Genomic DNA, 25,507 nt, shown 5'->3' with positions numbered 1-25,507 from the left:
ACAATCTCGGCTTCAACCTGAGCTACAAGGTCTACGACGCCGACGACACGGCCGCCACGGCCGCGACCGGCACGCTGACCGTGACCGTGGATGATGATTTACCGACGGTGGCGACCAACCTCGCCGTCCAACTCGACGACGACGCGCTTGCCGGCGGCAACCCCGGCGGCACGGGTGACGTCACTCCCGACACCGCCAACCTCACCGGAACGCTGGCACACAGCTACGGCGCCGATGGCGCCGGCTCGACACTGCTGTCGGGTGCCGGCCTGCCGACCTCGTCGGTGGTGGAAGGTGCCTTCATCCAGACGGTGAACGGCACCGGCACATTGTTGACGATCAGCCAGATCCAGAACGGCATCGCGGTGGCGGTGATGTCGGTGTCGCTGTCGAACACGACGGCCGGCGCCTACACGGTCACCCAGCTGCATGCGATCGACCACCCGGCGGGCGCCAACGAGAACGACGTGGCGTTCACGGTCGGCTACACGACAACCGATCATGACGGGGATACGGCGACCGGCTCGCTGACGATTAATGTTGATGACGATACCCCAACGATCACCGGCATTCAGGACGCGATCATGCCGAACATCAGCGGCACTGATGTTCACGGCACCTGGCAGCCATCCTTTGGAGCGGATGGGCTGAGCCTTACTTCGGCGATCACCTTGGCTATGGGGACTGCACCCGCCGGGTTGACCTATATCTTGACCGGCCACGGGACGAATGGTGCCGGCGACACCATCAATCAGGTCGACGTGAAGAGTGGAACGACGACTCTCTACACGTTCTACGAGTACACGCACTACGATCCGGCAACCCACTCGTCCGAGATGTTCGCCTACACAAACCTTGCGGATGCGCAGGGCGCCACCGGCGCGAACGAATACTTCACGCTGACTGTCGCAGCTGATGGGACCTACGACTTCCACCTTGTGACGAACAGCCTGCAGTCGACCAATACGTTCGATATCACGGGGGTCCATCCGGGTAACGGCAACTACGCGACGATCATCAACAACGTTGGCAGCTTCGGCAACGGTGCGGTTCCAGCCAGTGGCTATGATGTCCTTATCGATGGGTTCAACGCGTCAAACGTCAACGACAACGTATACATGAACAATAACGGGTTGGGGGTCGGCAACGGCAACCTGGACACGAACGAAACCCTGACCTTCAAGTTCGCTCTGCTTCAGGATCAAGTCTCAATGGCCATCGGAAAAAGCGGAAACGCTGTGTCCGAGCATTTCCTGGTGACCATTTGGGATACGACGCACACCATCTCCGCCACTTGGAATGTAACCCAAGCGGACGGCACGCCGCTGATTATCGACGCGGCCCATTGGGGGACCAACGGATCGAACAGCGGGGCGTTCTTCGACTTCAGCGAAGCGGATGTGAAGAACATCTCGAGCGCAAGTAGTGAGGATCCCAAGCTCGTGATCCTGTCGCTTACCTACAACTCGCAGACGATCATTAGCGACACGACGCTGAATTTTGTGCTTGGCATCACCGATCATGATGGCGACTCCGTCACCAGTTCGGACAATCTGTCCGTCTCGCTAGTCGGAACCCATACCGGCTCCGGCTATCAGGAGACGGGTACCACGACTGCGGAGGTGATTGCCGCGAGTTCGGGTGCCGACACGCTCAACGGCGGAACCGGCCCCGGCGACACCGTCGACTACAGCAATGCGTCGGGCGCGGTCACGATCAATCTGTCAACGCAGACAGTGAGCGGAGCGGGTGCGAGTGGCGACACGATTAGCAACTTCGAGAATGCCATCGGCTCGCATTTCGCAGATACATTGACCGCCCACAACACCGGAAGTGCACTGTGGGGCGGGGGAGGCGACGATACGTTGATTGGCGGCAACGGCAACGACCTGCTCATCGGCGGCGCTGGCCATGACACGATGACCGGCGGCATCGGCGCCGACACGTTCAAGCTCGACGACCTGAATATCAAAGATCTCATCATCGACTACAATAAAGGCGAAGGAGATCAAATCGACCTGACTGCGTTGTTCGACAAGGCTGCAGGGACCATCGACGACTACGTGCATTACGACACCAGCACCAAGACGTTGAGCGTCGACACCGATGGTTCGGGCAATGCGGCCAATTTCGTGGCCGTTGCCGAGTTGCAGAACGGACCGACCACTGCCGGCGCCATCACGATACTCTACGACGACACGGCGCACGTACAACACACGGCCACTATCTAACGCCATAGCGCGCGACCACGCGACTATGTTATACATCGCTAATATCGAGGGGAGCTCAACATGAAACGTTCTGCAAGACTGCTGGTTTCCGCTGCGACGCTGTTGCTGGCAGTCGGGTCGACGGGTTATGCCGCCGACATCATCGAAGGTCCGACGGGCGACTATTGCCGTGTCGTGGGGACGTCCAACCTGGTGCTGAACGACAACATCGTCGATCTCAGGGAGCAGGTGGTGAAGCTGATGGACGAGTCGGTGGTCGTCGCCAACAGCTCGGAGTGGATCAACTCGTCGCGTCCCGTCTTCGTCTGGGCATCGGAAGCCAAGGTCGCCTGCGGCATGGCTTACGGCTATCTCAAGACGAACTACAAGGACGAAGACACCCTCAACAAATGCGAGTGTTTTCACGATCGCATGGTCGAGTACATGCACTGACCGGATAGGCGAACCCACGCCTGTTGGCCATCATGACAGCCGACGGATCCTTCCTGAAGGCGGTCGCGGGCGCGATCGTGTTGTTTGGCTTTGTCCAAACGGTCACGCCGGCCAGTGCCAACTGGCTGGAACGACCGTCCGTGAAACAACGGCTTTCGGCCGGCCTGAAGCAGGCAGTGCGCTGTGATCCGGCCACGGAGTGGACCCGGCAGACATTCAAGGCATTTGCCAGCTGCCAGGCATCGATCCATGGCCTGGAGCCGCTGCTGGCGCATGCGGTGATGGAGATCGAAAGCGGCTTCGATCCCGGCGTGCAAGGCGCCGACGGCGAAGTCGGCCTGATGCAGGTGATGCCGGCGACGGCCAGGATGCTCGGCTTTCGAGGTTCTCTGGACGATCTGAGCGCGCCGGCGACCAACATCGCGCTGGGAGTCAGATATCTTGCACAGGCCAACAGGCTGGCCGGGGGCGATCTGTGCACCACCGTCATGAAGTATCGCGCCGGGCACAATGAAAGCCGGTTCTCGGCCCATTCGGTCCGCTACTGCCAGCGTGCGCGGGCAATCCTGGCAAGGGAGGGGATTGAAGTGACCGGGCCGTTGCCGGTGGCGACGTTCGGCTTTTCCGCCTTTTCAGGCGGTGAGGGTGGAGCCGCTGCCCAATTCTGGCCGGGGAAGGGGGCAAAGGGCGTTTGCGTGCGCCGCCTGTTCGTGCCCGGGCCGCGATACATGAAATGCGCCGACTATCGAAGTGCCGGGCAAGCAAGGCAGATCAGGACGCTCAGAGGCAGGCTTTTCGGCGGCTAAAAGAACTACAGACGGCACTGCAAGTCCGCCGTAACATGCGTTGGAGACCAGACCGGGAACAATATCCGGCGGCACATAGGGGTGGAGCATTCATGGAAGCTGGCCGACAGGTCCACTGTCCGCGGACATGGGCAATCGCCTTGGCGCTCGCCGCGATCGTGTCGGGCTGCCAGTCGAAAGGCGGCGTGTCCGAAGTGCTCGATCCGGCGGCGGTTGCCGCGCCTGCCGGGCAGAATGGGGCCGCTGTTACCGGTCCCGTCCAGGCGACCCAGTCGCTGGGCACCGGTTCGACCAAAGTCACGATGCTGCTGCCGTTGTCCGGCTCCGGAACAGCGGGCGAAAACGGCAGGAAGATGCTGGATGCGGCCAAGCTGGCGATGACGGATATTGGCAATGGACTGCTTACGCTGACGGTAGAAGACACCAAAGGCGACAGCGCACTGGCCGGCAAAATGGCGATAACGGCCATAACGACGGGCTCGAAGGTCGTGATCGGCCCGACCGAACTGACGGCAGCCCAGCATATTGCCACGCTGTCTGGATCGAAGCGGCCACCGGTCCTGGCGCTCGCCGATAATTTCGCCGGTGGCGCCGGGGTTTATGCCGTGCTCCTTGGCGAAGCGGACAGCGCCGCCGCGGGCGCTGCGGGACTAGCCGCGAAAGGCAGCAAGAAGTTCGTACTGCTTGTCGCGGATGGCCCAAACGCCGGCGCCATGGAGAAGCGGGTCGCAAACAGCCTCAGCATCTACGGCGCGGCGCTCGCGGTCACTCTCCGATATTCCGCCGGCGACGGCGCCGCGAAGGCGGTCGACGAAATGGGCTCACTCGTGGACGCCCCCGACGCCGTCATTGTCGCCAGCGGCAATGGCAGTCCGTCGCCTGTCCTTGCCGCCCTCAAATCGAAGGGCATTCCGGGAAAGACTGTCTCCGTCGTCGGAACGAACCGTTGGCTGGAGCACCCCATGGATCCGCTCTTAGAGGGGGCGTTTATCGCCACGCTCGATCCAAGTGAAACCGGGCCGATCGCCGACCGCTTCAGGACGGCATACAACTATCCGGCTGACGTCAATGTGGCCTATGCCTATGACATGGTTGCCCTGACGGCAGGGATTGCCAGCGCGATCGGGCCTGATGGCTTCAGCAAAAAGGTTCTCGAGAATCCAAACGGCTTTCGCGGGTCGACCGGCCTGTTCCGGTTTCGGGCCGACGGATCTAGCGAACGCTCGATGCCGTTCTATCGGATTGAAAAAGGTGCGCTCAAGCTGGTTGCCAAATCGACGTCGGGTTTCTGACCGGCGCAAATCCCTAAGATCCTGTTCAAGCTGATGGGCAGGCCGGGCCGCAGCCGCTTGGCGATCGCGCTCGGAAGCCTGCTGCTTCTGGCCGGGATACTGCTGATCATTCAAGGTGGGGCGTTGCTTTCGGTCGATCGGCCTGTCCGTGCCCCGTCGCGGGATGTTGACGATACGCAGCCTATCCGGCCGGTTGCCCCGGTAGCCGGCGCACAACGCCTGGAGCCGGCGCGCAAGGTTGCTCAAGACCTGATCGCTCCGCCACGGCTTGATCCCGCTGAGATCGAACGGGCCGAGCCCCGTCCGCCACTCAGCGAGCTCGGTCTCGCCGTGCCCCCGAAAACGCCAATGCCCGGGGATTGGCGGGAGGTCTTGCTCTACCGCCCGGTTGCCACATCGTCGGCGATGTTCGCATCCATGGGCCGCAAGGTGGTCATCAGCGGAGTGCGGGGCATCGATCTCGACAGCTCCTGCTCGTTTCATGACGTCACCTGGCCTTGCGGCCTTCGCGCACGCGCCGTTTTCAATTCCTGGCTGAGGGGACGCGCCTTGCACTGTTTCGTACCGCCGGACGTCGAGCGTTTTGCCGTCGCCGCGCCATGCAGGCTGGGCAAGCAGGATGTTGGCGCCTGGCTGGTCTCCAACGGCTGGGCCACGGCGCTGCCGAGCGGCATCTACGGCAAGGCGGAGGCGACAGCCCGAAAGGCTGAGATGGGCATATTCGGCCCGGCACAATAGCCTGCCATTCATTCCCTGATGTTTTGTTTGTCAATCGCCACGGGCGCAGCCTTGATGGGGTCATCACGCAATCGATTAAATTGCAAGCTTCCTTGAAACTGAAATTGCAACACACCGGCCTTATACCAGCCCAACCACAGGAGATCGGCCAGTGATAAAGACTATGGCGAGCACCACCGACCAAGCATGGAAAAGCGTCGCTTTGCTGACCTTTCTGGGAACCGCTGCAATCCTGGGCGTTTCCGTCGGCCTCAATTACCTGCTCCTGTTCTCCGAGGCGCTGACGCCATTTGGGCGCAGCATGATCACGGCAATCCTGTTGCCCGTTGTCCTTGGCGTTCCGCTTTTTCTGTTCGTTGGATTGAAACAGATCGAGCTTCGTCGCTATCGCCGGGAACTCGACAAGTCGGCAACCTTCGACACCATGACCGGCTGCCTGAACGGAGCGGTCTTCACGTCGATGGTCGAAAAAAGAACGGCACGGCCGTCGGTGCCGGGGCCGAAATCGGGCGCCTTCCTGGTCATCCATTCGGAACATCTGCGGTCCATCAACCTGCGCTTTGGTCTTGAATGGGGCGATCAAGCCTTGCGGCTCATAGCCTCGACCATACAATCGTCGGTGCGTGCGGAGGATCTGGTTGGACGCATGGGAACGTCGATGTTCGGGGTTTTCCTCGCCGGCGCGACCGAAGCAGAAGCCAGGGAAATCGGCGAGCGTATCCGGGCGCGCATCGCGCAAGTCTATTTCGCGCCAAAAGGGACCGAGGATGCCCTGACCGTCAAGGTCGGCGGCGTGGTGTTCGAAAACCAGGTGGAGTTCGCGGACATGTTCCGGTCCGCCGAGCAGCGCATGGCCGGCGTCCAGGACGGAGCCGCGTTTGAACTGACGCATCTCCATAGCTGACCATCGCTGGGAACCAGAGCCATTCGGAAACCAGGGGAACTGTCGGACGCGGCCGCGGTTACGCTGACGACGACGGGGTAGCCCGTGAAGACGCCGCCCAGGTTTCGGCGATGGCGACGATCGCGGCGTTGATCGGTCCGCTCGGGATCGCCGGCATCACCGAGGCGTCGACGACAAAGGCATTGTCGAAGCCGTTCAGCCGCAAGTCAGGATCGACGACGGCCTCAGTGTCACGACCCATCCGGCAGGTGCCGGCCGGATGGTGATGGGTGGAAGCAGCCCTGGCGATGAAAGCATCGAGTTCGGCATCGGACTGAACCGGTGCACCTGGCAGGATCTCCGTATCGCGCCATTCGCCCAGGGCCGCATGATGGCCGACCATGCGCGCCCGCTTCAACGCCATCCTGAATGTCGCGCGATCGTGTTCGGTTTCGAGGTAATGCGGGTCGATGACCGGCGCATCGTTGCGGCTCGGGCCGCTCGGTGTGATGCGCCCGCGGCTTGTTGGATGAGTGACGCCGCACAGGATGGTAAAGGCCGAGCCATAAAGCGGGGTCTTCAGGCCCTCGGCCGCAGACGGCGCGACGACGCAGGCCAGCACGATATCGGGACTTCCCGTGGAGCGGGTCGGGTCATCGCTGTGCAGGTACATCAGCGATTCGGAGTGCTGCAGGCGGGAGGGCGGCACCGGCTTCTTCGTGCTGTAGACATTTCCGAGAGCAAGCAGATGATCCTGCAGGTTGCGGCCGACATCGCCCCGATCGGCAAGGCAACGTATGTGAGCCTGCTTCAGCGTATCCGGGCAACCAATACCCGACCGCATGAGGATGAGCGGCGAGGACACGGCGCCGGCGCAAAGAACGATCCGGTCGGCGGACAGCGTTCCGGTCTCACCCCCGCACACCACGCTCACGCCCGTGACCTTGTGGCCGTCCAGCACCAGGTGCTCGACCTCGTGGCCGGCGAGCAAGGTCAGGTTCGGCCGCGCCATGACCCGCGGCGGCAGATAGGCGTCGGCGACGCTCAGGCGCTTGCCGTCACGTATGTTGAGTGAATTGGGACTAGTGCCGACCAGTTCGCCGCTGTTGTGGTCGCTCAGGGCGGGAGCACCCATGGCGCGCCCGGCGGCGATGTAGGCCCGCACGACCGGACTGACTTCGGCGTCCGGCAGATAGACGTCCAGCGGGCCACTCTTGCCGCGTGTCGGCCCGTCGAAGGCAGTGAAGGCTTCGCTGCGGATGAAGCCCGGCAACAACCCCCGATAGGACCAGCGCTCGCCGCCAGCTTGCGCCCAGGGTTCGAAATCATCGGCATGGCCGCGCACATAGGCCATTGCATGCAGGCAGCTCGAGCCGCCGACGATCCTGCCGCGCGGCCATTCATGGACGCGGTTGGCGGTGAAGGGCTGGGGCACGGTCCGGTAGCTCCAGTCGTAGGCGCGGCCCTGGAGCATCGTCCATTTCAGCGGATCGGCGATGTCGGGATCGGCCGGCATCGCCCCGGCCTCGATGAGGCCGACCTGGCAAGACCGGTCTTCACTGAGCCGGCTGGCAACAACCGAGCCTGCGGATCCCGCGCCGATCACCAGCACGTCGAAATGACGTTTCAATTTGAAATTCCCCGCACAGGCTCACTATCGGAAGCTGATACGATCACGCGGCAAAGGCGCCGGCATTCGACCGTTCCATGATCTGTCTCTGCACGGACAAAAGGTGCGCGCGCATTGCGGCCTCTGCCGCTTCGGGATCGCGCTGCGAGATCGCCTCGGCGATCAGGCGATGCTCGCCGTCGCGGTGGGCGATCCGCTTGGGGCAGGTGGGGGCTGCGGTGCGCGCAACTTTCACCCGCGCATCGACGCCGACCTGGCGCAGCATCTTGTAGAATTCCGCGGCGAGATGGTTGCGGGCCGCGGCAACGATCGCGAGATGGAAAGCGAAGTCGACCTCACCCGACGGGGCGTTCTCCGGCGTGGTTGCCGCGTCGAGGATCCGCGCCGTCTCGAAAGAGGAGGCGCGCAGCGACGCCAGTCGGGCAAGGCCCGGCTCCATGATCAGGCGCAATTCCAGGACCTCGATCGGATTGGTTACCCTGACCAGTTCCTCGCCATATCTCGGAAGGGCGGTCGGCGCCCGCCTGGCGCGCGCCGGTTTGAGGTCGCCCGAAAGGCGCAGCACTTCAAGCGCCTTGCGAAGCTGATGGCGCTTGACGCTCAGATGTTGCGCAAGATCGCGCTCGGACGGAAGCTTGCCGCCGCCCTGCTGCAACTGGCGGACCGCGGCGATGATGTCGTCGAGATCCGATGGTCCGACCTGCGGCTCGAATGCGCTCAAAACCAAATCTCCTGTCCGATTGGCAGACCGCCGACTCAACGTCCCGACATCATATTGTGACACGAAAACCTGTTCGACGGCACTCAACCAATTCAACCAATCTACAGCTGTACGCAATGGTTGACAACACCAGTTGCGCGATGGTTGACTGCCCATGTCGACGGTTGCCATCGCGGCGGGCCGTTTTCTCCCGAGGATCACGCATGCCGGCTGGCGAAACCTTTGACTACGTCATTGTCGGTGCGGGATCGGCCGGCTGCGTGCTGGCGAACCGGCTGAGCGAGGACCCTGCCGTATCGGTGCTTCTGCTGGAGGCGGGGGATTGGGACCGCGATCCGATGATCCACATCCCGCTCGGCTGGGGCAAGATACTGACCGAGCGCCGCCACGACTGGATGTATTTCTGCGAGCCCGAGGCCAATGTCGGCGGGCGCAAGGTCGAATGCGCGCGCGGCAAGGTCATCGGCGGCTCTTCCTCCACCAACGCCATGGCTTATGTGCGCGGCAATCGCGGCGACTACGATCGCTGGGCGGCAAGCGGCCTGACGGATTGGTCGTTCGACAAGGTGCTGCCCTACTTCAAGAAGCAGGAGCACTGGGAAGCGGGGGAAAGCCGGTACCGTGGTGGCAGCGGGCCGCTGAACACCCAGTTCTGCCGGTACAAGGACGAACTGATCGATGCCTTCGCCACAGCCAGCCGTGATGCCGGATACCCGCAGACCGACGACTATAACGGTGCCATACAGGAAGGCTTCGGCCGGCTGCAGATGACGATCGCCAACGGCCGCCGCTGCTCGACCGCGACCGCCTATCTGCGGCCGGCCATGCGCCGCGGCAATGTCAAGGTGCTGACCGGCGCGATGGCGACGAAGATCCTGCTCAGGGATGGGCGCGCGGCGGGCATTGCCTACACCAGAGGCGGGGCGAGCCATGAAGTTCTGGCGCGGCGCGAAGTCCTGCTTGCCGGCGGCGTCATCAACACGCCGCAGCTGATGATGCTGTCAGGCATAGGCGACGGCGGTGAGCTCGCGGCGCATGGCATCGAGACGAAGGTCGATCGTGCGCAGGTTGGAAAGAATTTGCAGGACCACGTTTCGGTCATCCTGATGTATCGGCGCAAACAGCCGGGACCGTTTCTCAAGATGATGCGGGCCGATCGTATCGGGCTGGATTTCGTCAAGACCTATCTCACCGGAAAGGGCTTTTCGGGAGATGTGCCTGGCGGCGTCGTGGCATTCCTGAAGAGCGACGCAAGCCGGCCGCTGCCGGACGTGCAGCTGCTTTTCACCGCTGCACCGCTGGGGGCATGGCCTTATATGTCGCCGTTCAAGGCGCCGTTCGCCGACGGCTTTGCGACCCGTATCGTTGCGGTGCAGCCGGAGAGCCGCGGCAGCGTCAGGCTGGCGTCGAGCGATCCGGTCGCCGCGCCGCTGATCCACCAGAACTTCCTGTCTTCGCAGCGCGACTGGCAATCGCTTCGCGCCGGCTTTCGCGTTGCGCGCAACCTTGCCAGCCAGCCGTCCATGGCTCCGTTCGTTGGCGCGGAGTTCTTTCCCGGCCCGAAATGCGAGAGCGACGAAGAGATCGACGAGCATATCCGCAAGACCTCGATCACCGTGCATCATCCGGCCGGCACGTGCCGTATGGGCGTCGATGCGGCATCGGTGGTCGATCCGGAATTGCGGGTGCGCGGCATCGCCGGACTTCGTGTCGTGGACGCCTCGGTCATGCCAGACCTCGTCTGTGGTAACATCAATGCGGCGGTCATCATGATCGCCGAAAAGGCCGCGGATCTGATCCGCAGCCGCGCTCAACAGAGCGTGGCGGCCTGATAGAGGCGGCCGGAATACAACCAAAGTCTTTTGGTTGAGACTGAAAAACTGCGTTGGTTGGACTGTCATGCGCTTCCGCATGGCCGTGGCGAAGCGGTTTCACACCCTGATTGCGAGCCGTATCTCGCGCATTTCTAGGCTATTCTGCCTATTTCTGGGCATTTGCCTCCCAAAAATGCACCTCAACCAAAAACTTATAAAATTCGCAATTTGGCTATTGTCGAGCAAAACCAATGCGAATACGGTTGAGTTGGTTAGAAGTATTTTCTTCGTGACGAGAGGTGTCCGATATGTCCCTGGCGCAACCAGCTAACGATGTGCTCACCAACAAGAAGGCAGCACTCAAGGGCCTCTATGACGCCCTCTACGCAAAGAACATGTTTCCGTTCTGGGCGACGTCGGAAGGCGTCGATCATGACGAGATCAAGCAGCTGATGGCGACGTCGAAGGCCGTTCCCTTCGTGTGGTCCTATTCGGACATCGAGCCGCTGCTGCAGCGCGCCGCCGAACTGGTGACCATGGACGACAGTGAGCGCCGTTCGCTGATCCTGGTCAATCCCGGTCTTGCGCCCAAGCGTGCATCGGTCAGCACCATGTACACCGCCTACCGCCTGAACGATCCCGACGAGATCATGCCGCCGCACAAGCACTCGCCGAGCGCCATCCGCTTCGGCCTGACCGGCAAGGGCAATTTCACCGGCGTCGAGGGCGAAGACGTGGTCTTCGGCCCGGGCGACATGGTGCTGACGCCCAACGACGCCTGGCACAATCATGGCACCGTCGGCGGCGAGCAGGCGGTCAACCTGTCGGTGCTCGACCTGCCGCTGGTCGAAACGCTGCATGCCGTCCATTTCGACCACAAATACACCGAGATGGTCGATGGCAAGGAAGTCGAGAAGAAGGTGCAGACCGCCCGCTATCCCGGTGACTACTCACAGCGCATCTATGGCGAGGGTGGCCTGATGCCGCGTTTCGTCGATCACAAGCGCGGCGGCGGCCTGTCGTCGCCGATGTATGTCTATCGCTGGGAGAAGATGGAAGCGGTTCTCGACGCCCACAAGGATTGGGATGGCGACCCCCATGAAGGCATCGTCATCGACTATGTCGATCCGACCACCGGCGGACCCGTCTTCCACACCATCAATTTCTACGTGCAGATGCTGCGTCCCGGCGAGAAGACCTTGCCGCAGCGCGAGACCGCCAGCCTGCTCTTGGCGCCGTTCCGCGGCAACGGCCATTCGATCATCGACGGCAAACGTTATGACTGGAACCAGTTCGACACCATTGCCATACCTGGCGGTTCCTGGGTCGAGCATGTCAACGGCTCGTCGAGCGAGCCGGTGATCTTCTTCGGCGCCACTGATGCGCCGACGCAGAAGGCGCTGCTCCTCTACAAGCGCTGGGGCCGCAACCAGGCCGGCGATCTGCTCCGCCTCGTCTAGTTTCCGGCCCTTCGGCAAGCACTGTCCCGCCGCGATCGGCGGCGGGGACATCGAAATGACGTTTCAGCAGCAAGGGCGTATGCATTTGGTTTCGGCGTTCAACACCAAGCAGATCGGCCATGTCGACTGTCCAGGCGGCGGCCAGGTCTGGGTCGATGGCAACATCCTTTATATCGGTCACATGCGGCCGCCGAGCGGCACGACGCTGGTCGACATTTCCGACCCGCGCAATCCTCGCAAGATAGCCACGATCGATGTTCCGCCCGGCTGGCATTCGCACAAGGTGCGCGCCAAGGACGGGCTGATGATCATCAACCACGAGCGCTTTGGTGATGCCGGCCCGGCCGATTTCGGCGGCGGACTGGCGCTTTACGACACAACCAAGCCGGCGCAGCCCAAGCTCATCTCGAAATGGATAACCGGCGGCAAGGGCGTCCACCGCTACGACTTCGACGGCCGTTACGTCTACATCTCGCCGACCGCCGACGGTTATGTCGGCAACATCGTGATGATCCTCGACCTGATCGATCCCACGAAGCCGGTCGAGGTCGGACGCTGGTGGATACCCGGCCAGTGGACGGGTGGCGGCGAAGAATACCCGTGGCATGACTATGTCACGCCGCGTTGCCACCATCCTCTGCGCATGGGCGACCGGCTCTATGTCAGCTACTGGCATCACGGGCTGTTCATCCTCGACATTTCGGACATCACCAAGCCGAAGCTGGTCTCGCACGTCAATTCGAGCCCGAGCTTTCCGCATCCCACCCACACCTGCCTGCCGATCCCACAGCCGCTCAAGGGCCGCAACATCATGGTGGTGGCCGACGAGGATGTCGCCAAACTGCGACCTTCACCGCCGGCCTTCACCTGGATCTACGACATCACCGACGAGACCAACCCGTTGCCGATCTCGACCTTCCAGGTGCCTGGCCTCGACCCGGATGGCGCGCCGCAACCGCCGATGACGGGCTGCCACCAGCCCTCCGAGCGGTTCAATGGAACCGTCATTCCGTTTGCATGGTTCGCGCAGGGTCTGCGCCTCGTCGACATCGCCGATCCGTTCGCGCCAAAGGAAGTCGGCCATTTCATGCCCGACGCGCCGGAGGGGGCGGAGCGTTCCTCGTCCAACGACGTGACCATCGACGACCGTGGCATCGTCTACCTGATCGATCGCATCCGTGGCGTCGACATCATCGAAACCAGTGTTCTCTAAGGGGGGTATGTTGAGCGACAGCACGCGAAAATCCGCCAGCCACTACGCCATCGGCAACAAGAACCCGAACCTGCCGTTTCATCCGGCGGTGCGTGCCGGCGATTTCATCTTCGTCTCGGGCCAGGTGCCGAAGGACGAGAACAACAACATGATCAGCGGCACGATCGAGGAAGAGACGCTGGCGACGCTGAAGACCATCGCGCGCGTCATCGCGCATGAAGGCGCGACGCTGTCGGATGTCGTGCGGATCACCACCTATCTCGAGGATACGCGCGATTTCGGCCGCTACAACAAGGCGTTCCTCGAAGGGATCGGCGACGCCGTTCTGGCACGCACGACCGTCGAGGCAAAGGCGGTCATCAACACCAAGATCGAAATGGACGCCATCGTCTACAAGCCGCTGCCGGCGAGCAAGTAGGCCTTGGACTAGCGAGGAGACGACATGTACAAGCTGTTAGGCCGCCAGACATCAGGCAACGTCCAGAAGGTGCTCTTCATGCTCGAAGAGCTGGGAGCCTCCTACAAGCGCGAGGATTATGGCCGCCAGTTCGAGAACACGCAGACGGCGGAATACAAGGCGCTCAACCCGACCTCCAAGGTGCCGACGCTGGTCGACGGCGACACCGTGATCTGGGAGTCCAACACCATCCTGCGCTATCTCGCGGCATTCGGCGGCGAACAGTTGAATGGCGCCACGCCGGCGGAAAAGACCGAGGTCGAGCGCTGGATGGATTTCCTGCTGGCTGCGGTCAATCCCGGCTACCTGGCGGCCTTCAAGGGCGCCAAGCTCACGCCCGAGGAACAGACCGCCGAATACAAGGAACAAGTGAAGGACCTTGTCGCGCAGCTCAAGATCGTCGACGGCCACCTGGCCGGCAAGGACTTCCTGGCGCTCGGCAAGCTGACCCTTGCCGACATCGCCTGCGCGCCGATCCTGAAGCGCTGCGTCGACTTCAAGATCGACCGGCCGTCAATGCCCAATCTGGAGCGCTGGGTGGCCGCAATCGCCGCCCGGCCGGCTTTCAAGGCGGCAACCACCGCTGCTCCCGCAAAGGCGGCATGATGATCAAGCGCGCCGCTCTCATCGGACTGGGAACGATGGGTCCAGGCATCGCCGCGCGGCTTTCGCGCGGCGGGCTCGATGTGACGGCGTATGATGTTTCGCCAGGGGCAATCGAGCGCGCCCGCGGCATGCTCGATCTCGCCGGCGGCGTGCTCGACCGTCTCGACATCGAGGCGCCCGGGACTGGCGCCGGCAGCGTGCGTTTCGTCGAGACGATCGCCGAGGCCGTCGATGGCGCCGAACTGGTGATCGAGAACGTGCCCGAGAATATCGACATCAAGGCGCAGACCTATCGCGGCATCGATCCGCTGATCGGCCCGTCCGTCATCGTCGCCTCCGACACGTCGGGCATCCCGATCACCAAGCTGCAGGCGCATATCTCGCATCCCGAGCGGATGGTCGGCATGCACTGGTCGAACCCGCCGCACATCATCCCGATGATCGAGGTGATCGGCGGCGAAAAGACCGCGCCTGAAACCGTGGCTGTTATCCGCGATCTCATCCGGTCGATCGGCCTGCTGCCGGTGGTGGTGAAGAAGGACGTTCCAGGCTTCGTCGAGAACCGCGTGCTCTATGCGCTGCTGCGCGAGGCGGTCGATCTTGTCGAGCGCGGCGTCATCGAGCCGGAAGACCTCGACACCTGCGTATCCTGGGGCATCGGCTACAAGATCGCCGTCATCGGCCCGATGGCGCTGCTCGATATGGCGGGGCTCGACATCTACAAATCCGTCTCGTCCTTCCTGAATGCCGATCTCTCCAACCGCGACGATGTCGCGCCGATGGTGCTGGAGAAAACGGCTGCGTCGAAGTTCGGCATCAAGTCGGGCGAGGGCATGTTTGCCTACACGCCCGAGCAGACAAAGGCGCTGCAAGGTGAACGGGCGCGCAAGCTCGTCGCGGTGCGGCGCATCCTGGAAGGCCGGGAGTAGCCAATGTCACATGGTGCGCAGAGGGCAGGCCGGTTCGAGGAGTTCCACCGGTCGGCTGTTTGTGTGAAGGGCGCCTTCGCCATCAAGATGGTGCGGGTGCGACAGAAAACAGCGCGCGGGGCGGCAAGCCATGCGCATTGAAACCATCCGGGCCGCCGGCGACAAGCCGGCCCATATCCGCCATGACGATCTGATCTCCGCCAAGGGCGTTTCGGTGGTCATGGCCCGGCAGCTGATACTCAGCAACATCGATCTTTCGGTGCCAAAGGGATCGTTCGTTTCCCTTATCGGCCCTTCCGGCTGTGGCAAGAGCACCTTGCTCAAGGTGCTGGCCGGACTGGTGCAGCCGACCCAGGGCAGCGTTTCGATCGCCGGGCTCGCGCCGACCGAGGCGGCGCGCAAGCGGATGATCGGCCTCGTCTTCCAGGACGCCAACCTGCTCCCCTGGAAAAACGCCGTCGACAATGCCTCGATGCTGCTCAGCATCGCCGACAAGTCGCTGTCGCGCTCGGATCTGCGGGCGCGCGGGCAGGAGATGCTGGAGCTGGTGGGGCTGGGCGACAGCGCCCACAAGCGGCCAAACGAGCTGTCGGGCGGCATGCGGCAGCGGGTCGCCATTGCACGGGCCCTGGCGCTCGATCCCGCAGTCCTGCTGATGGACGAACCGTTCGGCGCGCTCGATGCCATCACCCGCGATTCGATGGGCCAGTCGCTGCTGGAGATCTGGCAGCGGACCGGCAAGACGATCGTGCTCGTCACCCATTCCATCGACGAGGCCATCCATCTGTCGCGCCATGTTCACGTGCTGGGGATCAAGCCCGGGCGGATCACCGAGAGCCTCGACATTGCGCTGCCTTATCCGCGCGACCTGTCGGTCACCGAAGATCCGGAGTTCGTCAGGCTGGTGGTCCAGTTGCGAACGATGCTGCGCTCCAGTCATCAACCGGGAGGCGCGTCTTGAGCGACCAACCTATCACCGACCTTTCCGAGCCGCGCCTCGCCTCCAGCTGGAGTGCGGCGACCGGCAGCTGGCTTCCTGCGGTCATCCTGCTGCTGGTGACGATCGTGCTGTGGGAAGCGGCCGTGCGGGTCTTTGCCATATCCGCTTTCATTATTCCCGCTCCGTCCGAGATCGCGAAGTCGCTGGTCGCGCAATGGGGCACGCTGATGCAGGCGACGCTGGTGACGGCGGGCGAGATCCTGTTCGGCTTCCTGGTCTCGGTCGTGGTCGGCATCGCCATTGCGCTGCTCATCGTGCGCTTCGATTGGTTGGGACGCGCCCTGTATCCGCTGGTGGTGCTGTTCCAGAACGTGCCGAAAGTCGCGCTCGCGCCGATCTTCATCCTCTGGTTCGGCTATGGACTGGCGCCCAAGATCGGCCTGATCCTGGTCATCGCCTTCTTCCCGGTGACGCTCTCCATGCTGGCGGGCATGCAATCGGTAGACCGCTCGCTGCTGTCGCTGATGAATTCCGTCGGAGCCAGCCAGACGCAGATCCTGTTCAGGATCCGCGTTCCGCACTCGCTGCCGAACCTTATGGCCGGAACCAAGATCGCCGCCACGTTGAGCGTGATCGGCGCCATCGTCGGCGAATTTGCCGGCGCCTCGGACGGTCTCGGCTACGTCATCCAGTTCGCTTCGACCCAGCTCGACACGGCGCTGGTCTTCGCAGCGCTGCTGCTCGTTTCCGTGCTTGGCATCGCCTTCTACTACGCCGCCGAAATCCTCGAACGCATCGTGGTGCCGTGGGCGCCGAAATTCAGCCAGTCCTAGGCCCGCTCGATCAACCAAATTCATACAAGGGAACAAAACATGCTGAGACGCTCACTTATCAAGGCCGCTAGCTTCGCGGCGTTTGTCACGGCACTCGGCTTCTCCAGCGCGGCTCTGGCGGCCGACAAGGTCAACGTCCAGCTCGACTGGGTGGTGCGCGGCAATCACGCCATGTTTTTCGTCGGCAAGGAAAAGGGCTTCTTCGCCAAGAACGACATCGATGTGGCCGAGATCCGCAAGGGGTCCGGCTCGCCGGACGCGATGCGGCTGGTGGGTAATGAGAACGCGGATTTCGGGTTCGGCGATCTTCCCACGCTTGCCGTCGCACGCTCGCAGAATGTCCCGGTCGTGGCGCTGGCGGCTGTCAACCAGCACTCGCCGCTGGGGATCATTTCGCTGGCCAAGACGCTGAAGCTCACCAAGCCGTCCGACCTCAAGGGACTGACCATCGGCATTCATCCGGCCGGCTCCACCTACATCTTCTTCAAGGGTTTCCTGGCCGCCAACGGCCTGACCGAAAAGGACATGACGCTGAACAGCGTCTCGCCTCCCTATGAAAGCTATTTGCTGCTTGGCCGGGTTCAGACGGTCGTCGGCTATATCGATGCGGAGGTTCCCGAACTGGAAGCGAAGGCCGGAGGCCCCGGCTCGCTCAGCATCATGATGGGGGCGGACCATGGGTGGAAAGCCTATGGCTCGGGCCTGTTCACCTCGCAGGCGATGATCAAGGACAAGCCGGACGTCGTACGCCGCTTCGTCAAGGCATACAGGGAGGCCTTCGACTATGTCGTGGCTCATCCGGAAGAGGCCGCCGAGATCACGGCCAAGGCCGCGCCCGGCTATGCGGAGAAAAAGGATGTACTGCTGGCGCAGATCAACGCCGACATCGCATCGACGTTCAGCAGCCCCGACACAAAGGAACACGGTCTTGGCTGGATGACGAAGACGCAGTGGGAGGAGACCCTGAAGACGCTGACGGACCAGGGCGTGCTCAAGACGGCTCTGTCGGCGGACGACGTCTTCACCGACGCATTCCTGGCAAAAGAATAAGGGGCGCGCGGTGTTCGAACGGAAAGCCCGATGACCGCCTACCGGCAGACCAGGCTGTCCCGCGCGATGCCGCAGGACACATCACGCTCGCCTTTCGCCGCATCGGTGCGGTCGAGCGTGACCTGCACGCGGGTGGCATATGCGCGGCTCGCCAGACCGCACCACAGCCGCTCGACGGGCAGGTTCTCGCGTTTGTCGTTGAGGATCGTGAACGTGCCGGTCTTCGCATCGAACCAGAGCTCGACGCGGGTCTTCTTGCCCGGCTCGACCGTTGCGATCCCGGCTGAATACCAGTGGGCGAAGTCGGCGTTGCAGGAGAGGCTTTCGCTGCCCGCATTCGAAATCGTCAACGGAACCATGTCGAGCCCGTCAGTGCCGGTGCGGACGGTGACATGGTGCAACTCAACCGCGTTGGCGAAGGACGACAACGCCAGCATCACCGGAAGGGCATAACGGATCTTCACTTTGCCTGAGCTCCATAATGTAATTTTTCCTAGGCAGTCTATCTCGCTTTTGCGCAATAACAATAAGAATATTGATTGGTAAAACAACAGAGAGGGTAACATGTTAAAGTTTCTTAAGAGCAGTGTAAGTGCAGTTATATTGACCGGTGTCTTGATGAGCGGCGCGCTTGCCGGCGAGGTCAAGTCGATCGCCATCCTGACGCCCGAAGAAGGCACGGACTATGGCTGGAACCAGCAAGGCATCGACGCCGCCAAGGCGGCGGGCAAGGCCGCCGGCGTCGAAGTGGTCGTGGCCCAGGGGCTCGGCTATGGCGACGTTCGTCCGACCTTGCGGGAACTTGCCTCCGACGGCGCCAGCCTGTTGATCGCGCATGCCAGCGGCTACAACACCTCGGCGCCCGAAATCGCCAAGGAACTGAAAGTTCCGGTGGCGATCGTCGACACGCCAGCCGGCCTGGAGAAGGGCCTCGTCGCCGACTATACGCTGAGCGGCCACGAGGGTGCCTATCTGGCCGGCCGTCTCGCCGCCAAGGTGTCGCGTTCCAAGTCGGTCGGCATCGTCGTCTCGGGCGAACCGCCATCGTGGAATTCGCAGTCGGCGGCGTTCGCACAAGGCGTGAAGGCGGAAAACCCTGACGTCAAGATCACCTATGCGGTGATCGGCCCTGCCGCCTACAGCGACGCGGCCGGCGGCAAGCGCGTCACCGAAAGCGTGATCGCATCGGGTGCCGACATCATCTTCGGCCAAGGCAACGGTTCGAGCTTCGGCATGCTGCAGGCGGTCGAGACGACCAAGGCAGCCGATGGCGGCAAAGTCTATTTCATCGACGTCATCGGCGACAAGTCACCGATCGACAAGGGCTTCCTGCTGTCGTCGGTGGTGTGGAACATCGAGCCGGTCTATGCGGCGATGATTGCCGACCTGAAGGCCGACACGTTCGGCACCAAACACTATACGATCGGCCTCAAGGACGACTCGGTCAAGCTGCTGAAGACCGCTGCGATCCCGGACAATGCCTGGACGGAAATCCAGGCGCTGCGCGAGGACGTCATTTCCGGCAAGATCAAGGTTGAGCCGGTCTATGACGCGGCCGCCGTCAGGGCATTGATGACCAGCGTCGCCCAGTAAGGCGATCACGGCCGGCTGCCGGAGGGGTGATCCGTTCACCCCTCCGGACGATTCCCGTTTTTTTGGTGCTGGGCTTTCATGAGCGGTTTTTCTTCATCGTCCGTTGCAGGGCGCGACATCGTCGCGCTTGAAGGCGTGACCAAACGGTTCCCCGGCATCGTTGCCAATGACAGCGTCGACCTGTCGATCCGCCCGGGCGAAGTGCATGTGCTATTGGGCGAGAACGGCGCTGGAAAATCGACACTGATCGGCATGTTGTCCGGCCTGCAGCAGCCGGACGAAGGACGCATACTGGTCGACGGCAAACCGACGCCGATCACCTCGCCGCGCCATGCGCTGGCACTCGGCATCGGCACTGTATTCCAGCACATGATGCTGGTGCCGACGCTGACGGTGGCGGAAAATCTCCTGCTTGGCGGGCCGTGGTGGCAGCGCCCCAGGACCGAGGAACTGGCGGCGCGCGTCGCCGAGATCACCGGCACGCTCGGCATCACCGTCAAGCTTCAAGCCAAGGTATCGGAGTTGTCGCTCGGCGAGCAGCAGCAGGTCGAGATTCTGCGCGCGATGCTGCGCAACAGCCGGCTGCTCATCCTTGACGAGTCCACCTCCATGCTGACGCCGAAAGGCATCGACGAACTCGGCGCACTGATGCGCCGCCTTGTCGAGCAGGGCCTGGCGATCGTCTTCATCACCCATAAGCTCAAGGAGGCGGCTGCCTTCGGCGATCGCATCTCGGTGCTGAAGCTCGGCCGCAAGGTCGGCGAGATCCCGCCCGAGCGGTTTCGCGCGCTGGGCGAACAGGAGATCGTCTCGGAGATCGTGGAATTGATGTTCGGCAAGCAGAAGGATGATCCGGAAGCCGTCGAGCGTCCGGTCCGCACTGCCCGAGCAGAAGCGGCCCCGCTGCTTCAGGTCGCAGATCTGGCGGTCGCGCCGACGGACAATGCGCCGGGCCTGTCGTCGATCTCCTTCGACATCCGCCCGGGCGAGATCCTGGGCATTGCCGGCATCGACGGCAACGGCCAGAAGCAACTGGCGGAAGCGCTGGCCGGCCAGCGTACAGCTGCCGGCGGCTCGATACGGCTGGACGGCGCCGCCATCGAGACGCTGAGCGTCGGCGAGCGCCGCCGGCGCGGCCTTCGCTACCTGACCGACGACCGGCTGGGCGAGGGCACTGTCGGAACCTTCCCGGTCTCGATCAACTTCTTCCTCAAGCAGGTCGGCGCGGCCCCGTTCTGGCGCAACGGCGTCGAGCAGCGCGCGGAGATCGACAAGCGCGCCGCCCAGCTCGTGCGCGAATACGACGTGCGTACGCCGAGCCTGAAGACGCCTGTCGCGCGGCTGTCCGGCGGCAACATCCAGAAGGTGCTTCTGGCACGGGAACTGGCTGAGGGCGCCAAGGTGGTGATCTTCAACAAGCCGACCTACGGGCTCGATCTCGCCAACACTTTGGCGTCGCGCCAGCGCATCCGCGACACGGCGGCGCGTGGCCTTGCGGTGCTGCTGATCTCCACCGACCTCGAGGAATTGCTTGGCATGTGCGACCGCATCGCCGTCATCGCCGACGGAGCTTTGGTCGGCACCGTCGAGAATGCCGACGATGCCCGCACCAAGGTCGGTCGCCTGATGATCGGACTTGCCGCATGAGCATCGACACCGCACCCACGGTCAGTGCCACCGCACTCGATGCCACGAGCGGGGCAAGGACGCGCCGCGACATCGCGCATCGGCTGCTGATGACGCTCGGCCCGATCCTCGTCGCTCTCGTCATAGCCGGCTGTATCCTGCTTGCGGTCGGCGTCGACCCGCTCGCCTATTACGGCTTCGTGCTGGAGAAAGGACTGTTCTCGCCGCTCGGCATCCAGCAGACGCTGACGCGCATGGCGCCGCTGCTGTTTCTTGCCGCCGGCCTGATCGTGGCCTTTCGCGCCGGCATGTGGAATCTCGGCGGCGACGGCCAGTTCCTGCTCGGCGCGGTGACGGCGGCGGCCAGCGCTCCTATGTTCGTGCAGGTCATGCCAGCCTGGCTGGCGCTGGTCTGCTCGTTCCTCATCGCCATGGTGGTGGCGATGATCTGGTCGCTGGTGCCGGCCCTGCTGCGTGCCTATCAGGGCGTCAACGAGATCATCACCACGCTGATGATGACGTTCCTCGGCACCTCGCTCGCCAATGTGCTGGTCAAGCTGGCGTTTCGCGATCCCAACACGACCGTGCCGCAGACGCGCACGCTGCCGGTGGAGGACCGGCTGCCGCGCCTGTTCGAAACGACCATCACCAGCGGCTTGCTGCTTGGGCTGGCGGCGATCGTCATCGTGCATCTGGTGATGACGCGCACGGCGTTCGGGCTGAAGCTGAGGATCGTCGGCGCCAATCCACGCGCGGCGGTTCACTCGGGGCTCAGCGTCCCCGGCCTGACCGTCGCCGTCTTCGCCATTTCGGCCGGGCTGGCCGGGCTGGCCGGCGCCGTCGACATCATCGGCGTCCAGGGCAATGTCCGCGCCGACTGGAATCCCGCCTATGGGCTTGCGGTGATACCCGCCGTGTTTCTCGCCCGCATGAACGGCTTTGCAGCCATCGGCTTCGTGTTCCTGCTTTCGGTGCTTTCGATCGGCGGTGAGAGCGCGGCGCGCCGGCTCGGCGTGCCCAATCATTTCACTCTGGTGCTGGTTTCCATCGTGCTGATCGTGCTCGCGCTCGCCGAATATTTCGATCACCGATACAACCAGTCGCGGAGGGCTTAGGCATGACCGGGCTGTTCAGCGAAGTCTTTCTCAGCGCGCTCCTGTTCGGCGCCGTCACCGCGGCGATCCCGCTGCTGCTTGCCGGGCTCGGCGAGCAGATCTCCGAGAAGGCGGGCGTGCTCAATATCGGCATCGAAGGCATGATGCTGGCCGGCGCCTATCTCGGCTTTGTCGGCGCTTTCTATTCCGGGTCGCTGTGGCTGGGCTTTCTCACCGGTGCCGCCGGGGGTGCTGCGGTGGCGCTTGTCATGGCGCTGCTTTGCGTGCGCATCGGGCTGAACCAGATCGTCATCGGCATCGCGCTGACCTTGGGGCTCGAGGGCCTGACGGCACTGCTCCACCATTTCCAGTTCTCACGCAGCTACCCGCGCCTGCCCGCGGCGGAGGCGACCGTCATTCCGCTGCTTTCGGACATCCCGGTCATCGGGCCTGCATTCTTCAAGCATCATCTGATCGTCTATCTGGCGGTCGCGCTGGTTTTCGGCATGAGCTACCTCTATCGGCGCACGCAACTCGGCCTCAATTTGCAGGCGGCAGGCGACAAGCCGGCCGCGCTCGATGTCGCCGGCATCGATGTCGTGCGGACCCGCACCATCGCCGTGTTGACGACTGGAGCGCTGGCTGGGCTCGGCGGCGCCTATCTCGCCAATGTCGGGGCTGGGCTGTTCATTCCGTTCATCACCAATGGCGCGGGCTTTCTCGGCATCGTGCTGGCCATGCTGGCGCGCGGTCGCCCGATCTGGGTGCTGTTCGGTGCGTTGCTGTTCGGTGTCTGCCTGTCGCTGACGACGGCCATGCAGGTGGCCGGCATCAACATACCGACCGACATCATCCAGATGCTGCCGTTCCTGGCGGTGATGATCATGCTGGTGCTGTTCGGCCGGCGCGCGAGCCTGCCGGCGGCGCTCGGCATTCCATACGAGCGCGGCGCGCGCTGAGGACAATTCATGCGCGGATGGGACCCGCGCCAATAAAGGAGGCAAGAATGTCGGATACCAAGGTCTACCTGCTCGACGGCGGCTCGCTCGTTCTCGACGGCTATCATGTGTTCTGGAATCGCGGCCCTGGCGGCGAAGTGCGCTTCCCGGTCTATTCGATCCTGATCGAACATGCCGAGGGCCGGTTCCTCATCGACACCGGCTACGACTACGATCATGTGATGAAGGTGCTGCCATTCGAAAAGCCGATCCAGGAAAAGCACCAGACCATCCCCGGCGCCCTGGCGCTGCTCGGCCTTGAGCCGAAGGACATCGACGTCGTGGTCAACTCGCATTTCCACTTCGATCATTGCGGCGGCAACAAGTATTTTCCGCATGCCAAGAAGATCTGCCACCGGACCGAGGTGCCGCAGGCGTGCGATCCCCAGCCTTTCGAACATCTCGGCTATTCCGATCTGAGTTTTTCGGCGGAGGCTGCCGAAGCGCGTGGCGCGACCGGGCAACTGCTTGCGGGAACGACACGGGCGAACTCGAGCTTCGAAGGCATCGACGGCGACGTCGAGCTTGCCCGGGGCGTCCGGCTGATCTCGACGCCCGGCCATTCGATCGGCCACTACAGCCTGCTGGTGGAGTTCCCCAAGCGCAAGCCGATCATGTTCACGATCGATGCGGCCTATACGCAGAAGAGCCTTGAAACGCTGTGCCAGGCGGCCTTCCACATCGACCCGGTGGCGGGCGTCAATTCGATGCGCAAGGTGAAGAAACTCGCCGAGGACCATGGCGCCGAGTTGATGTACTCGCACGATATGGACAACTTCAAGACCTACAGGACCGGTACGCAATTCTACGGCTAGATCAGGATGACGTTTGGTTGAACCATCATCCTAATCTATCTCTTTGTTGGAGCATGATCTCTGGACAAACGAAAACCGTTTGTCCGAGAAAACCGGTTCCCACTTTTCGGGATCATGCTCTAATCGCCGCCAATCGGGAGACAAGACGATGCGCTATCTCGAACACGCCGATCCGGTCATCACCCTGACCGCAGGGCCGGTGAACGCCTATGCCGAAGTGCTGCGCGGCCTCGGGCGTACGGTGCTCTACGACTACGACCCGGCGTTCCAGCTCTTCTACGAGGGTGTGGTCGACAAGGCGCAAAAGGCGATGCGGCTGTCGAACAAGCCGGTCATCCTGCATGGCGAGCCGGTGCTTGGCCTGGAGGCCGCCGCGGCCTCGCTGATCACGCCGGACGATGTCGTGCTCAACCTTGCCTCAGGCGTTTACGGCAAGGGGTTCGGCTATTGGGCGAAGCGCTATTCGCCACATCTGCTCGAGATCGAGGTGCCCTATAACGAGGCGATCGATCCGCAGGAGGTCGAGGCAATGCTGAAGGCGCATCCGGAGATCACCGTCGTTTCCGTCTGCCACCACGACACGCCGTCCGGCACCATCAATCCGATCGACGCCATCGGTGCGCTGGTCTCGGCGCATGGCGGCTATCTCATCGTCGATGCGGTCTCGTCCTTTGGCGGCATGAAGACGCATCCCGAGGATTGCAAGGCCGATATCTATGTCACCGGCCCGAACAAATGCCTGGGCGCGCCTCCCGGCCTGACGATGATGGGTGTCAGCGAGCGGGCCTGGGCCAAGATGAAGGCCAATCCCCTGGCCCCGCGCGCGTCGATGCTGAGCATCGTCGACTGGGAGCATGCGTGGTGGCGGGACAAGCCGTTTCCATTCACGCCGTCGGTCTCGGAGATCAACGGGCTCGATGTCGCGCTCGACCTCTACCTCAATGAGGGACCGGAGGCGGTGTGGGCGCGCCATGCACTCACCGCCAAGGCCATGCGCGCCGGCGTTGCCGCGATGGGCCTGTCGATCTGGGCCGCCAGCGACAGCATCGCGTCGCCGACCACGACCGCTGTCCGCACGCCCGAAGGTGTCGACGAGAAGGCGCTTCGCCAGGCCGCGCGCGCCCGCTACGGCGTGGTGTTTTCGTCTGGCCGTGGCGAGACCTTGGGAAAGCTGACGCGCATCGGCCATATGGGACCGACAGCCCAGCCGATCTATGCGATCGCGGCGCTGACGGCACTGGGCGGCGCCATGAACGCGGCCGGCCAGAAACTGGCGATCGGCAAGGGCATCGACGCGGCGCTGGCCGTGATCGACGCCGACGCCTGAACAGACATCACCACGGATT

The 25,507-nt window shown here is 63.0% G+C and carries 24 protein-coding genes; 21 read left to right on the top strand and 3 right to left on the bottom strand.

The window, feature by feature from the left end; translation table 11 throughout:
• From NKJ67_RS26915 to NKJ67_RS26890, 6 genes are all read left to right on the top strand, one after another.
• Positions 1-2,231, top strand: a 2,231-nt coding sequence (locus tag NKJ67_RS26915; RefSeq protein ID WP_352584151.1) for a beta strand repeat-containing protein, incomplete at its 5' end; no start/stop codon positions are given.
• 60 nt (positions 2,232-2,291) lie between these two features.
• The gene (locus tag NKJ67_RS26910; RefSeq protein ID WP_352553316.1) at positions 2,292-2,663 is read left to right on the top strand and encodes a PDZ domain-containing protein; all 372 of its coding nucleotides are present in this window, start codon (positions 2,292-2,294) and stop codon (positions 2,661-2,663) included.
• Between the two features lie 32 nt (positions 2,664-2,695).
• Positions 2,696-3,469, top strand: coding sequence for a lytic transglycosylase domain-containing protein (locus tag NKJ67_RS26905; RefSeq protein ID WP_352584164.1), 774 nt, complete (start codon positions 2,696-2,698; stop codon positions 3,467-3,469).
• Positions 3,470-3,561: 92 nt separating this feature from the next.
• Positions 3,562-4,761 (top strand): type 1 periplasmic-binding domain-containing protein, encoded by a 1,200-nt coding sequence (locus tag NKJ67_RS26900; RefSeq protein WP_128305810.1) that lies wholly within the window; start codon positions 3,562-3,564, stop codon positions 4,759-4,761.
• A gap of 348 nt (positions 4,762-5,109) precedes the next feature.
• Positions 5,110-5,499 (top strand): thermonuclease family protein, encoded by a 390-nt coding sequence (locus tag NKJ67_RS26895; RefSeq protein ID WP_352584147.1) that lies wholly within the window; start codon positions 5,110-5,112, stop codon positions 5,497-5,499.
• A gap of 151 nt (positions 5,500-5,650) precedes the next feature.
• On the top strand, positions 5,651-6,403 hold the full coding sequence (locus NKJ67_RS26890; RefSeq protein ID WP_127326711.1) for a GGDEF domain-containing protein: 753 nt from the start codon (positions 5,651-5,653) through the stop codon (positions 6,401-6,403).
• Between the two features lie 58 nt (positions 6,404-6,461).
• Here the strand turns inward: NKJ67_RS26890 and NKJ67_RS26885 are convergent, their stop codons facing one another.
• Both NKJ67_RS26885 and NKJ67_RS26880 read right to left on the bottom strand, forming a co-directional pair.
• A complete protein-coding gene (locus NKJ67_RS26885) occupies positions 6,462-8,012 on the bottom strand; it encodes a GMC family oxidoreductase (protein WP_352584144.1) in 1,551 nt (516 codons plus the stop codon).
• 43 nt (positions 8,013-8,055) lie between these two features.
• Positions 8,056-8,733: a FadR/GntR family transcriptional regulator gene (locus NKJ67_RS26880; RefSeq protein ID WP_127326712.1), complete on the bottom strand. Its 678-nt coding sequence runs from the start codon at positions 8,731-8,733 to the stop codon at positions 8,056-8,058.
• Between the two features lie 203 nt (positions 8,734-8,936).
• Here NKJ67_RS26880 and NKJ67_RS26875 point away from each other — a divergent pair, with 203 nt between their 5' ends.
• From NKJ67_RS26875 to NKJ67_RS26835, 9 genes are all read left to right on the top strand, one after another.
• Positions 8,937-10,565 carry a GMC family oxidoreductase gene (locus NKJ67_RS26875; RefSeq protein WP_352584142.1) on the top strand — a complete coding sequence of 543 codons (1,629 nt, stop codon included), beginning with the start codon at positions 8,937-8,939 and terminating at the stop codon, positions 10,563-10,565.
• Positions 10,566-10,855: 290 nt separating this feature from the next.
• Complete coding sequence (locus tag NKJ67_RS26870) at positions 10,856-12,007, top strand: cupin domain-containing protein (RefSeq protein ID WP_027039500.1); 1,152 nt, start codon at positions 10,856-10,858, stop codon at positions 12,005-12,007.
• Positions 12,008-12,062: 55 nt separating this feature from the next.
• Positions 12,063-13,220, top strand: a complete 1,158-nt coding sequence (locus NKJ67_RS26865) for an LVIVD repeat-containing protein (protein ID WP_127320951.1) — start codon at positions 12,063-12,065, stop codon at positions 13,218-13,220.
• A gap of 7 nt (positions 13,221-13,227) precedes the next feature.
• Positions 13,228-13,638: a RidA family protein gene (locus tag NKJ67_RS26860; RefSeq protein ID WP_013529860.1), complete on the top strand. Its 411-nt coding sequence runs from the start codon at positions 13,228-13,230 to the stop codon at positions 13,636-13,638.
• A gap of 24 nt (positions 13,639-13,662) precedes the next feature.
• The gene (locus NKJ67_RS26855) at positions 13,663-14,283 is read left to right on the top strand and encodes a glutathione S-transferase family protein (protein WP_013529861.1); all 621 of its coding nucleotides are present in this window, start codon (positions 13,663-13,665) and stop codon (positions 14,281-14,283) included.
• Positions 14,283-15,212, top strand: coding sequence for a 5-formyl-3-hydroxy-2-methylpyridine 4-carboxylate 5-dehydrogenase (gene fhmpcd1, locus NKJ67_RS26850; RefSeq protein WP_352584162.1), 930 nt, complete (start codon positions 14,283-14,285; stop codon positions 15,210-15,212). The genes NKJ67_RS26855 and fhmpcd1 overlap by 1 nt, the downstream gene beginning before the upstream one ends.
• A 130-nt stretch (positions 15,213-15,342) precedes the next feature.
• Positions 15,343-16,173, top strand: coding sequence for an ABC transporter ATP-binding protein (locus NKJ67_RS26845; RefSeq protein ID WP_352584139.1), 831 nt, complete (start codon positions 15,343-15,345; stop codon positions 16,171-16,173).
• Positions 16,170-16,985 carry an ABC transporter permease gene (locus NKJ67_RS26840; RefSeq protein WP_127381746.1) on the top strand — a complete coding sequence of 272 codons (816 nt, stop codon included), beginning with the start codon at positions 16,170-16,172 and terminating at the stop codon, positions 16,983-16,985. Before NKJ67_RS26845 ends, NKJ67_RS26840 begins: the two co-directional genes overlap by 4 nt.
• 39 nt (positions 16,986-17,024) lie before the next feature.
• On the top strand, positions 17,025-18,035 hold the full coding sequence (locus tag NKJ67_RS26835; RefSeq protein ID WP_128364752.1) for an ABC transporter substrate-binding protein: 1,011 nt from the start codon (positions 17,025-17,027) through the stop codon (positions 18,033-18,035).
• Between the two features lie 38 nt (positions 18,036-18,073).
• On the opposite strand, the gene NKJ67_RS26830 is transcribed toward NKJ67_RS26835, so the two are convergent.
• The gene (locus NKJ67_RS26830; protein WP_127408288.1) at positions 18,074-18,499 is read right to left on the bottom strand and encodes a hypothetical protein; all 426 of its coding nucleotides are present in this window, start codon (positions 18,497-18,499) and stop codon (positions 18,074-18,076) included.
• A 100-nt stretch (positions 18,500-18,599) separates the two neighbouring features.
• Here NKJ67_RS26830 and NKJ67_RS26825 point away from each other — a divergent pair, with 100 nt between their 5' ends.
• From NKJ67_RS26825 to ppaT, 6 genes are all read left to right on the top strand, one after another.
• Positions 18,600-19,628 (top strand): putative B6 ABC transporter substrate-binding protein, encoded by a 1,029-nt coding sequence (locus tag NKJ67_RS26825; protein WP_352584136.1) that lies wholly within the window; start codon positions 18,600-18,602, stop codon positions 19,626-19,628.
• A gap of 78 nt (positions 19,629-19,706) precedes the next feature.
• Positions 19,707-21,275 (top strand): putative B6 ABC transporter ATP-binding protein, encoded by a 1,569-nt coding sequence (locus NKJ67_RS26820; protein ID WP_352584134.1) that lies wholly within the window; start codon positions 19,707-19,709, stop codon positions 21,273-21,275.
• The gene (locus tag NKJ67_RS26815) at positions 21,272-22,369 is read left to right on the top strand and encodes a putative B6 ABC transporter permease subunit 2 (protein WP_352584132.1); all 1,098 of its coding nucleotides are present in this window, start codon (positions 21,272-21,274) and stop codon (positions 22,367-22,369) included. Before NKJ67_RS26820 ends, NKJ67_RS26815 begins: the two co-directional genes overlap by 4 nt.
• Positions 22,370-22,371: 2 nt before the next feature.
• Positions 22,372-23,307, top strand: coding sequence for a putative B6 ABC transporter permease subunit 1 (locus NKJ67_RS26810; RefSeq protein WP_352584131.1), 936 nt, complete (start codon positions 22,372-22,374; stop codon positions 23,305-23,307).
• Between the two features lie 47 nt (positions 23,308-23,354).
• On the top strand, positions 23,355-24,161 hold the full coding sequence (gene pldA, locus NKJ67_RS26805; protein ID WP_352584129.1) for a 4-pyridoxolactonase: 807 nt from the start codon (positions 23,355-23,357) through the stop codon (positions 24,159-24,161).
• A 148-nt stretch (positions 24,162-24,309) separates the two neighbouring features.
• Positions 24,310-25,488: a pyridoxamine--pyruvate transaminase gene (ppaT, locus tag NKJ67_RS26800; RefSeq protein ID WP_352584127.1), complete on the top strand. Its 1,179-nt coding sequence runs from the start codon at positions 24,310-24,312 to the stop codon at positions 25,486-25,488.
• Positions 25,489-25,507 lie beyond the last annotated feature (19 nt).

This window comes from Mesorhizobium sp. M0088, assembly GCF_040322895.1.
Lineage (GTDB): Bacteria > Pseudomonadota > Alphaproteobacteria > Rhizobiales > Rhizobiaceae > Mesorhizobium.
The sequence above is the reverse complement of the archived record's forward strand: the minus strand, read 5'-3'. Positions and strand labels throughout refer to the sequence as shown.

What these genes read in the sequence shown, in the direction of transcription:
- NKJ67_RS26910 (WP_352553316.1), top strand. Translation starts at nt 2,292, where the DNA reads ATGAAACGTTCTGCAAGACTGCTGGTTTCCGCTGCGACGCTGTTGCTG.
- NKJ67_RS26905 (WP_352584164.1), top strand. Translation starts at nt 2,696, where the DNA reads ATGACAGCCGACGGATCCTTCCTGAAGGCGGTCGCGGGCGCGATCGTG.
- NKJ67_RS26900 (WP_128305810.1), top strand. Translation starts at nt 3,562, where the DNA reads ATGGAAGCTGGCCGACAGGTCCACTGTCCGCGGACATGGGCAATCGCC.
- NKJ67_RS26895 (WP_352584147.1), top strand. Translation starts at nt 5,110, where the DNA reads ATGCCCGGGGATTGGCGGGAGGTCTTGCTCTACCGCCCGGTTGCCACA.
- NKJ67_RS26875 (WP_352584142.1), top strand. Translation starts at nt 8,937, where the DNA reads ATGCCGGCTGGCGAAACCTTTGACTACGTCATTGTCGGTGCGGGATCG.
- NKJ67_RS26870 (WP_027039500.1), top strand. Translation starts at nt 10,856, where the DNA reads ATGTCCCTGGCGCAACCAGCTAACGATGTGCTCACCAACAAGAAGGCA.
- NKJ67_RS26865 (WP_127320951.1), top strand. Translation starts at nt 12,063, where the DNA reads ATGACGTTTCAGCAGCAAGGGCGTATGCATTTGGTTTCGGCGTTCAAC.
- NKJ67_RS26860 (WP_013529860.1), top strand. Translation starts at nt 13,228, where the DNA reads ATGTTGAGCGACAGCACGCGAAAATCCGCCAGCCACTACGCCATCGGC.
- NKJ67_RS26855 (WP_013529861.1), top strand. Translation starts at nt 13,663, where the DNA reads ATGTACAAGCTGTTAGGCCGCCAGACATCAGGCAACGTCCAGAAGGTG.
- fhmpcd1 (WP_352584162.1), top strand. Translation starts at nt 14,283, where the DNA reads ATGATCAAGCGCGCCGCTCTCATCGGACTGGGAACGATGGGTCCAGGC.
- NKJ67_RS26845 (WP_352584139.1), top strand. Translation starts at nt 15,343, where the DNA reads ATGCGCATTGAAACCATCCGGGCCGCCGGCGACAAGCCGGCCCATATC.
- NKJ67_RS26835 (WP_128364752.1), top strand. Translation starts at nt 17,025, where the DNA reads ATGCTGAGACGCTCACTTATCAAGGCCGCTAGCTTCGCGGCGTTTGTC.
- NKJ67_RS26825 (WP_352584136.1), top strand. Translation starts at nt 18,600, where the DNA reads ATGTTAAAGTTTCTTAAGAGCAGTGTAAGTGCAGTTATATTGACCGGT.
- NKJ67_RS26820 (WP_352584134.1), top strand. Translation starts at nt 19,707, where the DNA reads ATGAGCGGTTTTTCTTCATCGTCCGTTGCAGGGCGCGACATCGTCGCG.
- NKJ67_RS26815 (WP_352584132.1), top strand. Translation starts at nt 21,272, where the DNA reads ATGAGCATCGACACCGCACCCACGGTCAGTGCCACCGCACTCGATGCC.
- NKJ67_RS26810 (WP_352584131.1), top strand. Translation starts at nt 22,372, where the DNA reads ATGACCGGGCTGTTCAGCGAAGTCTTTCTCAGCGCGCTCCTGTTCGGC.
- pldA (WP_352584129.1), top strand. Translation starts at nt 23,355, where the DNA reads ATGTCGGATACCAAGGTCTACCTGCTCGACGGCGGCTCGCTCGTTCTC.
- ppaT (WP_352584127.1), top strand. Translation starts at nt 24,310, where the DNA reads ATGCGCTATCTCGAACACGCCGATCCGGTCATCACCCTGACCGCAGGG.